Raw genomic sequence first — 12,516 nt, forward strand, 5'->3', positions numbered from 1 at the left:
ACTGACGTACGACAGGGCGCATCGTAAGCGCGGCCCGGACAACGACGGAACACAGGGAACGATCCCGACGATTCGGTCGCCCCCACCTGTCTTCGCCCCCGCCGCCCCTACCCATTCCCGTCCCTGACTCAGGGGCTACGCCCCCGAACCCCCAAAAGACCAAAAGACTGCGCAGTTCCCCGCGCCCCTAAGTACCTGGGTACTTAGGGGCGCGGGGAACTGCGCGACAAGCCCCCACCGGACCCGCACCCGACAACACACCCCACGGGGCCTGGGGCGGAGCCCCAGAAAGGGACGGGAATGGGTAGGGGCGGCGGGGGCGAAATCCAACGCACCTCGCCCCCGTGGCGTGCCACGGGGGCGAGGGGAACTACCGGCGTACCGCTACCGCCGCGTAGCCGTCGGGTGGGTCAGAACTGAAGCCCCCACGAGTTGATGTACCCGGTGTCCAGCGAAGCGTTGTCGCTCACGCGCAGCGTCCACGTCCCGTTGGCGACCTCGGACGAGGCGTTCACCGTGTACGTGGTGTTGATGTTGTCCGTCGAACCCCCGGTCCCGTACGCCTTCAGCGTGTAGGCCGTCCCGTCGGGAGCGATCAACTGGACCTGGAGGTCACCGATGTAGGTGTGGACGATGTTCACCGGCACGCTCAGCGCGGCGGGCGCGTTGCCGGTGACGCCACTCACCGTGACCGGAGAGTTCGCCGTGGAGTTGTCGGCGATCGCGTAGTCCGCGGTGTTCTCGAAGAGGTCACCCGTCGGAGGCGGAGTGGTACCGCCGCCACCGACCTTCAGCAGACGGTTGGGCGAGCCCGTACCGGGGCTGGTGACGACCCCGGTGGTGGCCGAGTTGACCAGCGCGGTCTGGACGGCGGCCGGCGTCGCGGTCGGGTTGTCGGCCAGATAGAGCGCGGCGGCCCCGGCGACATGCGGGGTCGCCATCGACGTACCGGAGATGGTGTTGGTCGCGGAGTCGCCCGTGCCCCAGGCGGAGGTGATGGAGGAGCCGGGGGCGAAGAGGTCGAGGACCGTGCCGTAGTTGGAGTAGCTGGCCTTGGCGTCGGTGCTGGTGGTGGCGCCGACGGTGATGGCCTCGGTGACGCGGGCGGGCGAGCGGGTCGAGGCGTTCGTCGTCTCGTTGCCGGCCGCGACGGCGTAGGTGACGCCGGAAGTGATGGAGTTGCGTACGGCGGTGTCGATCGCCGTGTCGACGGTCCCGCCGAGGCTCATGTTGGCGACGGCCGGCTTGACGGCGTTGGTCGTCACCCAGTCGATGCCCGCTACGACCTGGGCGGTGGTGCCGGAGCCCGAGTTGTTGAGGACGCGGACGCCGACGACCTTCGCCTTCTTGGCGACGCCGTACGCCGTGCCCGCGACCGTGCCGGCCACGTGCGTGCCGTGGCCGTGGCCGTCCTGGGCGGTGTTGTCGTTGTCGACGGCGTCGTAGCCGTAGGAGGCCCGGCCGCCGAAGTCGGTGTGCGTGATGCGGACACCGGTGTCGATGACGTACGCGGTGACGCCCTCACCGGCGGTGTCGTCGTACGTGTAGCTCTGGTTGAGCGGGAGGGCCGCCTGGTCGATGCGGTCGAGACCCCAGGAGGGCGGGTTGGGCTGGGTCGTCTCGATGGAGAAGACGCGGTTCTGGACGACGGAGGCGACGGCCGGGTCGGCGGCGAACCTCTTCGCCTCGGCCTCGGTGGCCTCGACGGCGTAACCGTTCAGCGCCTTCTTGTACGTACGCTCGATGGTGGCGCCGTACTCCTTCGCGAGGGCCCTGCCCTCGGCCGAGCCGGACTTCGCGGCGTCCGGGTGGAGCGTCACGATGTAGCTGTTCGCGATCGTGTCGGGCGCGCCGGCGTACTGGATCCGGCCTTCGGGGCCCGCGGCGGCCTGCGCCGGGAGGGCGGAGACGAGACCGGCGACGAGGGCCGCCGTACCGATGCCCGCGATACCGGAGACACGGGAGATCCCGGCGAGTCTTCGCCGGGCATGACGCATCACTGCCATCTGAGGATCCTCCTCAATAGGTGGTGCGCTGGTGGTGGGGGGTGGTGCGGTCGTACGCACGCGAAGGCGACAGGGTCATGTCAAGAACTGGCCACTTCGCCCCTGCGCTCAGCCGAAAGATTGAGGGTTCCCAAGGAATTGCACAAGAGCCCTGCACAGACGTAACGCAGGTGCCATATGCCAGTCATGACACTCCGTCACCAATCGGTGCATCTAACCTGCCGACATGACTCCCTTGCCGGATTGTTTCTGCCCGGTGGACGGCACGCGCGTCCCCATGGACTCGCTCGCGTGGTGCTGTCCGGTCTGCCGCGGCCCGCTCGACCTGGACTTCGCGCCCACGCCCGCCTCCCTCAAGTCCCTCGCGGGCAGGGTGAATTCCCTCTGGCGTTACGCGGAGTGCCTGCCCCTGTCGTCCCCCTCGGTGTCGCTCGGCGAGGGCCGCACCCCGCTGGTCCCGCTCAAGGACGGTGTTTCGGCCAAGCTGGACTTCCTGATGCCCACGCTCTCCTTCAAGGACCGCGGGGCCGTCCTCCTTGCCGAGCTGGCCCTGCGGCTGCGACCGGGCCGGGTCGTCGCGGACAGCAGCGGCAACGCGGGCACGGCGGTCGCCGCGTACTGCGCCAGGGCCCAACTGCCCTGCACGGTCTACGTGCCCGACGGCACGTCCGCGAAGAAGCTGGAGCAGATCGGGGCGCACGGGGCCCGCCTCGAAGTCGTCCCGGGCGACCGGGAGGCGGCGGCGAGGGCAGCCCGGGAGGCGGCGGACGCGGACGGCACGTTCTACGCCTCGCACGTCTTCAACCCGTACTTCCTGCACGGTACGAAGACATACGTCCACGAGCTGTGGGAGGACCTCGGCGGCCGGCTCCCCGAGGTGATCGTCGTCCCCGTCGGCAACGGCACGCTCCTGCTCGGCGCGTCCCTCGCGATCGCCGAGCTGCACGCGGCGGGCATGATCGACCGCAGGCCCGCCCTGTACGCGGTCCAGTCCGCCGCCGTCGCCCCGCTCGCCCACGCCTGGCACGAGGGCGCCGACGACCTGGTCGGTGTCACCCCGGCGGCCCCCACGTTCGCCGAGGGCATCGCGATCCCCCGGCCGCCGCGGGCCCGGCAGATCCTGCGCGCTGTCCGGGAGTCCGGCGGCACGTTCCTCACCGTGACGGAGGACCAGCTCCGCCACGCCCAGCGGGACCTTGCCTCGCAGGGTCTGTACGTGGAGTCGACGGGGGTGGCTTGCTGGGCGGCCGTACGGGAGGGGGTGCTGGGGGCGCGCACGGCCGTCGTGCCCCTGTGCGGGGCGGGCCTGAAAACGGGGCTCGCGCGTTCGTAGGTCTTCGGGTTGTGACTCGGGTGCGGGTGGGTGGGGGCTGATCGCGCAGTTCCCCGCGCCCTTGCTTTTGAGGGGCGCGGGGAACTGCGCGACCAGCCCCCACCGGCCCGCAGGCGAAACACAACCTCACCCCGCGGCCAACCGCTGCTGCTCCTCCTCCACGATCCGCCGAGCAATCGTCCCGTCCGACACATCGACCGCATCCGGCGTCGCCTCGGCGACGTCACTGCGGCGGGCGTACGCGTCGAAGAGGCGGGACTTGCTCTCCAGGATGCGCAACAGCCGGTCGTCCACGCTGTCCGTGGCGAGGAGCCGGTGCACCTGGACCGAGCGGACCTGCCCCATGCGGTGGGCGCGGGCGACGGCCTGGTGCTCCAGGGTCGGCTTGACCTGCGGCTCGCAGAGGATCACGACGGACGCGGCCTGGAGGTTGAGGCCGACACCGCCGGCCTCGATCTGGCAGAGCAGCACGGCGTGCCCGGACGCGGCCGTGAACTCGTCGACGAGCTGCTGCCGCCGGGTGGCGGGCACACCACCCGCGATCGGCCCCAACACGCTTTCACCGACGGCCTGTTGGACGGTGGCGAGGACGTCCCGGAAGTAGGAGAAGACGACCACCTTCAGATCGTTCACGGCGGCTTCCGCCACGAGCTCGCGCAACCGCTGGAGCTTCGCCGACTTCTCGGCGTGCGCGTACGCGGCTCTGCGCATCGCCATGAAGTTCCCGGCGGCGACCGCCTCGCGGTAGGCGTCCATGTCGGCGGCGCTGAACTCCTCCCACTCGTCTACCTGGACGAGCGCGGGCAGTTCGGTGAGCACGTCCTGCTGGTTGCGCCGCAGATAGGCGGGGGCGACGGACCTGCGGAACGTGTGCGGGCCCGCGACGGCGTCGCTGCCCTGGATCTTCGGCACCAGCTCGGGCTGGAGGTAGCGGACGAGGGTGCGGAACTCCTCGACGCGGTTCTCCATCGGCGTACCCGTGAGGAACAGGACGCGCTCGCACCGGTCGGTCCACCGCGCGACGGCCCGGGACCGACGCGCCTCGGGGTTCTTGACGTAATGGGCCTCGTCGACAACGAGCGCGGCGGGGGCAGCGGGTACGGCGGCGGGGATCCCGGCCGGACCCTTCGCACCCCTACCGCCCCGCACCCCCTTCGCCGGGTCCGGCAGGCTGTGCAGCACGTCGAAGGTGGTGACCGCGACGCCACCGCGCTCGCGCCACTCGGCGTACGCCTCCTGCCGGTCGGGCCCGTGCACGGGCACCGCGCGCAGGGTGCTGCGGGAGCGGATCTCGCGCGTCCAGTTGATCAGTACACTCGCCGGGCACACCACCAGGAAGTGCCTGTGCCCGTCGGCGGCGAGGTGCGCGAGGACGGCGATGGCCTGGACGGTCTTGCCGAGGCCCATCTCGTCGCCGAGCACCACCCGGCGCTGGGCGAGCGCGAACCGCGCGCCGAAGGACTGGTAGCCGCGGAGCGAGACCCGCCGGTGGGTGTCGTCGAGCCCCTGCGCGTGCACCCGGTCCGCGACCTCGGCAGGCAGGAACCCCTCGGCGGCCTCGACGTCGGGCGCGCTCCCGGCGATCTCGGCGAGCTGGCTGTAGTACTCCGGGGACTTCAGCTCGAAGTCCACCCACGCCTCGGCGTCGGACGCGGACTCCCGCAGCAGGTCGGTGGACGCCTGCGTGAGCAGCATCGGTACGCCCCTGGCGACGGCGTCGCCCGTCAGTGCGCGCAGTTCCGCGACGGCGGCTAGGGCGCTCTGACGCCTGGCCCTGCCCGTGAGGGCCATCCGCAGCCGCCCGGTGGCCGGACGGGCCGCCGGGAGAAGCAATTTGAACCTGCGGTCGAGTTCTGTGGCGGCGTCCACGGCCCGGCGCAGGTCGGGGCCGGCCTCGACGAGCCTGCGCAGTGCGATGACGAGGGCGGTGGTCCGCGGTTCGGGGTGGTCGACGTCGATCCGTACGGACACGGTCTCCTCGACCGCGCGGGCGATCTGCCGGGCGGCGGCGAGCGCCTGGTCGGCGGTCTGTGCCCCGACTCCCGGTATCTGCCGCAGCTCGTACCGGCTCGCGTCGAACACGCCGCGCACCGATCCGAGCCCCGCCGCCTCAAGGGCCCCGAGCCTGAGCCGTCCCTCGGTGACGTCCTTCAGGCGTGAGACCGGGATGCCCTCCAGCTCCTGGGCGACCAGTTCGGCGAGGACCGGCGCGAGGGCCGTACGCACCTGGTCGACGGCCCGCGCGTGATCGTCGAGCACTCCGTGCGCGAGCCCGCGCAGCCGCTCGCCCCGCGCGACGACCGTTCGGGTCCTCCGCCCCACCGGTACGGGGCTGTCGACCGCCCCCTCACCCTCCGCCATGACGCCCCTCGTGTGCCGTACGCCGCGATGAGCGGTCATCCTTCCACGGGGGACCGACAGTCGCGCCGGACGCCGGACGGGCCGGGCGCCCGGTCCGCCGAGGCACCTCGGCTAGATGCGGGCGTCGCGGGGCCGGCGGAACACGAACGCCGAGGCCACTCCGCCGATGAGGCCGAAGAGATGCCCCTGCCAGCTGACTCCGGCCGTCGTCGGCAGTACGCCCCACAGGATCGAGCCGTAGACCGCGCCGACCACGAGCCCTATGACCACGTCACCGATACGGCGGTCCACGAAGCCGCGGACCAGCAGATAGCCGAAGAGACCGAAGACGACGCCGGACGCGCCCGCGGTTATGGAGTGTTCGGACGCGGTGAGCCAGACGCCCAGACCGCTGACGAGGATCGTCACGGTGACGACGGCGAGGAAGCGGCGGATCCCGGACAGCGCGGCGAGGAAGCCGAGGAGCAGCAACGGCACGCTGTTCGCCGCGAGATGGTCCCAGCCGAAGTGCACGAAGGCGGCGGGCACGATGTCCCGCAGCTCGCCGAATTCACGCGGCGTGATGCCGAACGTGTCCAGGGCGTGGCCCGTCGCCACGTCGATGGCCTCCAGCACCCAGAGCAGGGCGACCCAGCCGCCCGTCAACAGGGCCGCGTTCTTGACCCGCTCACCGCGCGACACCGGCGCGGGAACAGCCACGCCGTACGGCCCGTACGCCATGAGAACCTCCTGGCTTCCCTCGTGTAGTCCTCAACGTACGGAAGGCTCGGCCCGGTTCCCACCCCGTGGCCGGCCGAAGCGGAATCACGATGACCACTCTCGGTCTCGTACTTTTTACGCATTGTGAGCAGGTGCCCGTGGCCCCACTGTGATCTGCCATGGACAACGGATCACAGGCCGGGGAGACCCGCCTGGTCGAGCTGGTCGTGCCCGGCATCGGTCCGGTGGACCGCGCGGAGGCGCTGGAGCCACCGGTCGTCCACCGGATCAGTGGGGACGAGGCCGCCGGCTGGTACGGAGCGGTGGAGGAGGACGACACCGAGCCCGTCGTCGAACGGCAGGTCTACGACTGGAACCGGCTCACGATCGGCGGCGCGGGCCGTGCCATGTGGCTGCTCCTGTTGCCCTTTCTGCTGATCAACCTGGTGACGTGGATGCAGCCCAGGCTTCCGCGGCACAGCCGGGTGTCGGGCTGGCTGTACGACTTCGGGGCCCGGCTGCTCGGACTGTCGCTGACGGTGATGCTGGTGGGCGTGTTCGGGCAGGCCGCCATGGACCAGGTCGTGTGGCAGTGCGGGGCGCCCGCGCGCTCCGCCTGTGGTGCGGAGAACCCGTTGGTCGGCGCCGCACGCGACGTGGGCACCGGACTCGGGCTGACGCTCGCGGCCGTGGTGCCGCTGCTCGTCGGAGCGGTGATGGCGTTCAGCGCGCGGGACGCCAAGAAGGAGTACCGGCCGGTCCTGAAGACGGTGGAGGGCGAGGAGTACCGGCGCCTGGACCGGGCGGACAAGCTGCAGGCCCGGAGGGCCGGCAAGGTGCGGCGGCCGCTGGAGGTGCGCGGTTTCTGGGAGCACAACTGGCGGGCCGAGGGCCTCACTTCACAGCACCGGTGTGCGGGGCTGCTCACCGTCGCGATGCTGGTGATCGTTCCGGGGCTCCAGTACGACCTGCGCCGGGACGGCACGGTCGTCGGTCTGGTGCTGTTCGTGTTGATCCTGGTGCTGGCGGCGCTGATGGTCGCCGACGGGCCCTGGTTCAGAAGGGTGGCGTGGGCGAATCGGTGGCTGCCCAATCACCGGCGCACCACCCTCGGCGTGTGTCTCGGGGTGACGGCCGCCGCCATGCTCTACTGCGCGCTCCCCGAGCGGGACTGGCTCGCGGCGCGCGGCAGTTCCCGGATGCTGCCGGGAATGGGCGAGGAGGCCAACGACGTCGTGATCGCCCAGGGCGTCGGCGTGCTGCTGATGATCGTCGCCTGTCTGGTGATGTGCCTCAGGGACCGCGACCGTGCGGGAAAGACGTCCCTGTACGGACTGTTGGGGCCCGTGGTGGCAGTGGTGGCCTGCTTCATCGGGTGGCTCTACACGGCGGCGTTCTCTCTGTGGGTGCAGGGCTGGCTCACCCCGGACGGCGACCCGTACGCCACCGAACTCCCGCGCGCGGTACGGGTGATCGCCGCGGCCTTCCCCCTGGTGGTCGTGCTGGGCGGGCTCGCGGCCGGGGCCAACGCCCTGTGGAAACTGTGGAGGCGCAGGACGGGAGCCCCGGCCCACCCGGGGGAGGAGAAGGAGGACAGGAAACACCGCAGCGAGATCAACTGGGCCCGGAATATGGGAGAGGACGGCCTGAACTGGTACGACCAGGGCCTCGCCGCGCTGGCCTCCCTCATCGTGGCCCTGGTCCTCACCCTGTATCTGGCGAACTGGGTGGGCGACGGTTCCCTGACGACGAGCGTCCGCCGGACCACCAGCGACACGGTCAAACAGCTCACCACCCTCGGCGCCCTCGCCCTGATCGCCCTCGTGGCGGTCGCGGTGCTCGCGGTACGGGCCGTCGCGCTCCGCCCCGAGATGCGCAGGAACACGGGCATCGCCTGGGCCTTCGGCGTGTTCTGGCCACGCGCCGCGCACCCTTTCGCCCCGGCGGCCTGGACCGTTCGGACCGTCCCCGAGCTCGTGCACCGCATCGAGCATCTGCTCGACTCCGACAGCCGTACGCGGATACTGCTGCACGCGCAGTCCATGGGGTCGGTGATCGCCGTGGCCGCGTTGTGGCAGATTCCGCCCGGACTGCGTCCGCGTATCGGCCTGTTGACCACGGGAAGCCCGATCGGCGCGGTGTTCGCACGCCACTACCCCGGCTATGTCACGGCCGAGTCCCTCGACGCCCTGGTCCGCGACGAGAACGCCGGCGAGGACGACGGCGACCCGGACAGGACCCGCCTGCTCAGGACGTGGGTCAACATCCACCGCGAGACCGACGTGCTGGCCGGTCCGACCGGCGTCGGCGGTGTGGACCAGGAGTGGAAGGACGGGGTGGCGCCGATGGACCCCGACACCGGGCGGTCGCATGCCCGCACCCGCGCCCAGCCCGTCTTCTGGCCCCTGGAGCGGCACAACGGCTACCGCCGCGACCCCAGGATCGCGGCGGTCCGCAGAGCCATCCTCCACACCCTCGCCGAGTCGGCCCCTCCCCCGCCCACTCCCCCGGTGCCACCCGCTCCACGCCGGCCCACGCCCTCTCCCGCGCCGACGCCGAGGCCGACGCCGGCACCCGCACCCGCACCCGCACCCGCACCCGCACCGACTCGAAGGGGGCCGACCTCCTGATCGGACCGGCCCCGTTTGAAGCCCGCGGGGCCCCGTGCCGAGGCCGCCCCGGAATCCCGGGTGGCTCCGAACGAGTGGACTCGCCGGAACGATTACCGGACGGGGACCTCCGCCCGGGGCCCGGGTGGTGACGTATGCCGTCCGAGCCCCTGACCTGGAAGAGGCGCCCCGACATGCGACGTACCCCCTCCCGCCGGCTGTTCACCGCGGCGCTCCTCGTGGCGTCGGTGCTGGCGCCGATGACAGCGATTCCCGGCACGCCGGTCCACGCCGCGGGCGCCGACCGGCACGGCGGCGGCCCGTACGACGGCAACCGGCACTGCGTCGAACCGCACGACGTCGGCCGGCACGGCTTCGACCGGCACGACAAGGACGAGTGCCCGCCGAAGGGTCTCGGTCCCGAGCTGACGGCCCGGCTGGACAAGGCCATCGAGGACGTCCGCCAGAAGGCCGACATCCCCGGTGTCATCGTCGGGCTGTGGATGCCGGGCAAGGGAAGCTACGTACGCGCGACCGGGGTCGCCGACACCGCCACCGGCCGGCCGATGACCACCGACCCGTTCATGCGGATCGGCAGCGAGACCAAGACCTTCACGGTCACCGCGCTGCTCCAGCTCGTCGACGACGGACGGATCCGGCTGGACGACCCGATCTCCAAGTACATCCATGGCGTGCCGGGCGGCAAGCGGATCACACTGCGTCATCTCGCCGAGATGCGCAGCGGCCTGTACCCGTACAGCGCCGACCCGGGCTTCGTGCACGACCTGCTGAGCGACCCGAGCCGCTCGTTCACCCCGCGTGAGGTGCTCGCGTACGGCTTCAAGCACAAGAACACCTTCAAGCCGGGGAAGCAGTTCCAGTACTCCAACAGCAACCTCGTCCTCCTCGGTCTGGTGATCGAGAAGGTCAGCGGGCACAACCTCGTCGACTTCATCGACAAGCGGGTGCTCCGCCCTTCCCACCTGCACCACACGCTGTTCCCCCTGGACGCCGAGTTCCCCGAGCCGCACCCGCGCGGCTACACCGACCAGACGCTGAGCGGTGAGGTCGAGGACTCGACGGACTGGAACCCCAGCTGGGGCTGGGCGGCCGGGGCGATGATCTCGAACCTGCACGACCTGCGCCGCTGGGCCAAGATCGTCGCCACCGGGACACTGCTCAGCCCCCAGACCCAGAAGGAGCGGCTGAAGACGCTGCCGACCGGTTTCCCCGGCACGAGCTACGGCCTCGGCATCTTCAACTCCGACGGCTGGATCGGCCACAACGGCTCCATCCCCGGATACGAGAGCGTGACCGTCTACCTGCCGTCGAAGAAGGCCACCCTGGTGGTCCTCCTCAACACCGACATCTCCTACGAGGGCAAGGAGCCGTCCTCGGCCCTCGCCCGTGCGATCACCGAGATCGTGACCCCGGCCAACGTCTACGACCGCCCGGTCCCGCCGCGCTAGAGGTCCGAGAGGGCCTTACGGTCTGGCCCTGACCAGCCCGGCGTCGTACGCCATGATCACGGCCTGGACGCGGTCGCGGGCGCCGATCTTGGCGAGGACGCGGCCGACGTGCTTCTTGACCGTGGACTCGGTGAGGACGAGGTGCTGGGCGATCTCCGTGTTCGTCCAGCCCTGGGCGACGGCGACGAGGACCTCTCGTTCGCGGTCGCTGAGGGTCCGCAGCCGGGGATCGTCCGGGGCGGGCGCGTCGGCCGGTGCGAGGACCTGGTGGGCGTAGGCGTCCAGCAGCCGGCGGGTCAGGCGCGGGGCCACGACGGCGTCGCCGGTGGCGACCGCGCGGATGCCGGCGACGAGTTCCTCGGGGCGGGCGTCCTTGAGCAGGAAGCCGCTGGCGCCGGCCCGCAGGCCCTCGTAGGCGTACTCGTCGAGGTCGAAGGTCGTCACGATGAGGATGCGGGTGCGGCCGCCGGCGGCGACGATCCGGCGGGTGGCCTCCAGGCCGTCCATGCCGGGCATGCGGATGTCCATGAGGACGACGTCGGGGCGGAGTTCGGCGGCCATGCGGACGGCCTCGGCGCCGTGTTCGGCCTCGCCGACCCCTTCCAGGCCCGCGGTCCCCTCGATGAGCATGCGGACGCCCATGCGCTGGAGGGGCTGGTCGTCGGCGATGAGCACGGTGGTCATGGCAGCTGTTCTCCCGGCGGTACGTCGAGCACGACGTCCACGGTCCAGCCGTGGCCGGTGTCACCCGGCCCCAGGACGACGGTCCCGCCGTACATGGCGGCCCGCTGGCGGATGCCGACGAGGCCGTGACCGGGATTGTCGTCGAGTCCTCCCGGCCTCGCGCGCGCAGGTGCCCCCGGCGGTACGCCCGTGTCGGCGACCCTGATCCGTACCCGTCCCGCCTCGACGGCGATGGTGACTTCGGCGGACGTGCCGGTCCCCGCGTGTTTGAGGGTGTTGGTCAGTGACTCCTGGACGACGCGGTACACGGTGAGCTGTACGCCGCTGCCCAGGGCGTCGAGATCACCCACGGTCCGGTACGTCACGGACAGCCCGGCCGTGCGCACGCGTGAGATGAGGGGGTCCAGGTCACGGATCCCGGGCTGCGGGGCGAGCAGACGTTCGCCCTCCTGCTCCTCGCGCAGCACTCCCAGCACCCGGCGCAGTTCGCTCATGGCCTGGCGGCCGGTGTCTCCGAGGACGCGCAGCGCCTCGGCGGACCGCTCGCTCCGGCTGGCGGCGAGGGTAGCTGCGCCGTCGGCGACGCTGACCATGACCGAGAGGTTGTGGCCGACGATGTCGTGCATCTCGCGGGCGACCCGGGAGCGCTCGGCGGCGGCGGTGAGCCGGACGCGCTGCTCCTGCTCGATCTCCAGCCGTCTGGCACGGTCCTCCAGAGCCGCCAGGTACATCCGGAGGATGCGGAGCGCCAGGCCGATGGCGACGGCGGCCGTCGTCGTGCCCAGCAGGAAGAAGCCGCCGATCATGGGGTGATCGGCCTTGCCGGGGACCAGTACGAAGGCGGCCAGCAGCAGTTCGACGGCCGCCAGCGCGACGGCCCAGCCCAGCACCCGTACGGACCCGTAGCGGGCCAGGGTGTACAGGGCGACGAGTCCGGCGATCCCGGTGGGGAGCCACACGCCCAGCGACCACTGCGCGACGGACACGAACGAGATCACGAGGAACGTGGCCGTGGGGGCCTTGCGGCGCCAGAACAGGGGAATGAGGTGCGCGGCGACCAGGAGGCACAGGACGCCGGTCGACAGCTGAGGTCCGGGTTCGATGTCGCCGAAGGGAGACGTCGGGGCCGTGTCGTTGTGGATCAGGCTGGGCAGGGAGATGGCCAGGATGAACAGCACCACCGCGGCGTCGAGCAGCCACGGGTACCGGCCGAGCAGCCCCGGCCGACGCCTTCGGTCGCCCAGCAGCCGGTCCAGGAGCGGGTGGGCCCACGCCGCGTCGAACTCGGGGGGCGTCGCCGCCGCCGGGCCGGTCGCCCCGGCAGCTGCCGCGTGGTGCGGGCTCATGACCACCAT

8 protein-coding genes are annotated in these 12,516 nt (G+C 71.3%); 3 read left to right on the top strand and 5 right to left on the bottom strand.

Translation table 11 applies throughout. The annotated features are described in order from the left end of the window. Positions 1 to 410 precede the first annotated feature (410 nt). Positions 411 to 2,006: a S8 family peptidase gene (locus JEQ17_RS17170; protein WP_200396061.1), complete on the bottom strand. Its 1,596-nt coding sequence runs from the start codon at positions 2,004 to 2,006 to the stop codon at positions 411 to 413. 226 nt (positions 2,007 to 2,232) lie between these two features. Here JEQ17_RS17170 and JEQ17_RS17175 point away from each other — a divergent pair, with 226 nt between their 5' ends. Further along, the gene (locus tag JEQ17_RS17175; protein WP_200396062.1) at positions 2,233 to 3,339 is read left to right on the top strand and encodes a threonine synthase; all 1,107 of its coding nucleotides are present in this window, start codon (positions 2,233 to 2,235) and stop codon (positions 3,337 to 3,339) included. Between the two features lie 126 nt (positions 3,340 to 3,465). On the opposite strand, the gene JEQ17_RS17180 is transcribed toward JEQ17_RS17175, so the two are convergent. Both JEQ17_RS17180 and JEQ17_RS17185 read right to left on the bottom strand, forming a co-directional pair. Next, a complete protein-coding gene (locus JEQ17_RS17180) occupies positions 3,466 to 5,700 on the bottom strand; it encodes a DEAD/DEAH box helicase (RefSeq protein ID WP_200401532.1) in 2,235 nt (744 codons plus the stop codon). Between the two features lie 111 nt (positions 5,701 to 5,811). Further along, positions 5,812 to 6,420, bottom strand: coding sequence for a rhomboid family intramembrane serine protease (locus tag JEQ17_RS17185; protein WP_200396063.1), 609 nt, complete (start codon positions 6,418 to 6,420; stop codon positions 5,812 to 5,814). A gap of 158 nt (positions 6,421 to 6,578) precedes the next feature. On the opposite strand from JEQ17_RS17185, the gene JEQ17_RS17190 reads away from it, so the two are divergent. Both JEQ17_RS17190 and JEQ17_RS17195 read left to right on the top strand, forming a co-directional pair. Continuing rightward, the gene (locus JEQ17_RS17190) at positions 6,579 to 9,029 is read left to right on the top strand and encodes a hypothetical protein (protein ID WP_200396064.1); all 2,451 of its coding nucleotides are present in this window, start codon (positions 6,579 to 6,581) and stop codon (positions 9,027 to 9,029) included. Positions 9,030 to 9,202: 173 nt separating this feature from the next. Then, entirely contained in the window at positions 9,203 to 10,477 is a 1,275-nt protein-coding gene (locus JEQ17_RS17195) for a serine hydrolase domain-containing protein (RefSeq protein WP_200396065.1), read from the top strand. Between the two features lie 15 nt (positions 10,478 to 10,492). Here JEQ17_RS17195 and JEQ17_RS17200 read toward each other — a convergent pair whose 3' ends face one another. Together JEQ17_RS17200 and JEQ17_RS17205 are read right to left on the bottom strand one after the other, a co-directional pair. Beyond that, on the bottom strand, positions 10,493 to 11,161 hold the full coding sequence (locus JEQ17_RS17200; RefSeq protein ID WP_200396066.1) for a response regulator: 669 nt from the start codon (positions 11,159 to 11,161) through the stop codon (positions 10,493 to 10,495). After that, entirely contained in the window at positions 11,158 to 12,507 is a 1,350-nt protein-coding gene (locus JEQ17_RS17205) for a sensor histidine kinase (protein ID WP_200396067.1), read from the bottom strand. The genes JEQ17_RS17200 and JEQ17_RS17205 overlap by 4 nt, the downstream gene beginning before the upstream one ends. Between the last annotated feature and the right edge of the window lie 9 nt (positions 12,508 to 12,516).

The sequence above is a fragment of the Streptomyces liliifuscus genome, from assembly GCF_016598615.1.
GTDB lineage: Bacteria > Actinomycetota > Actinomycetes > Streptomycetales > Streptomycetaceae > Streptomyces > Streptomyces liliifuscus.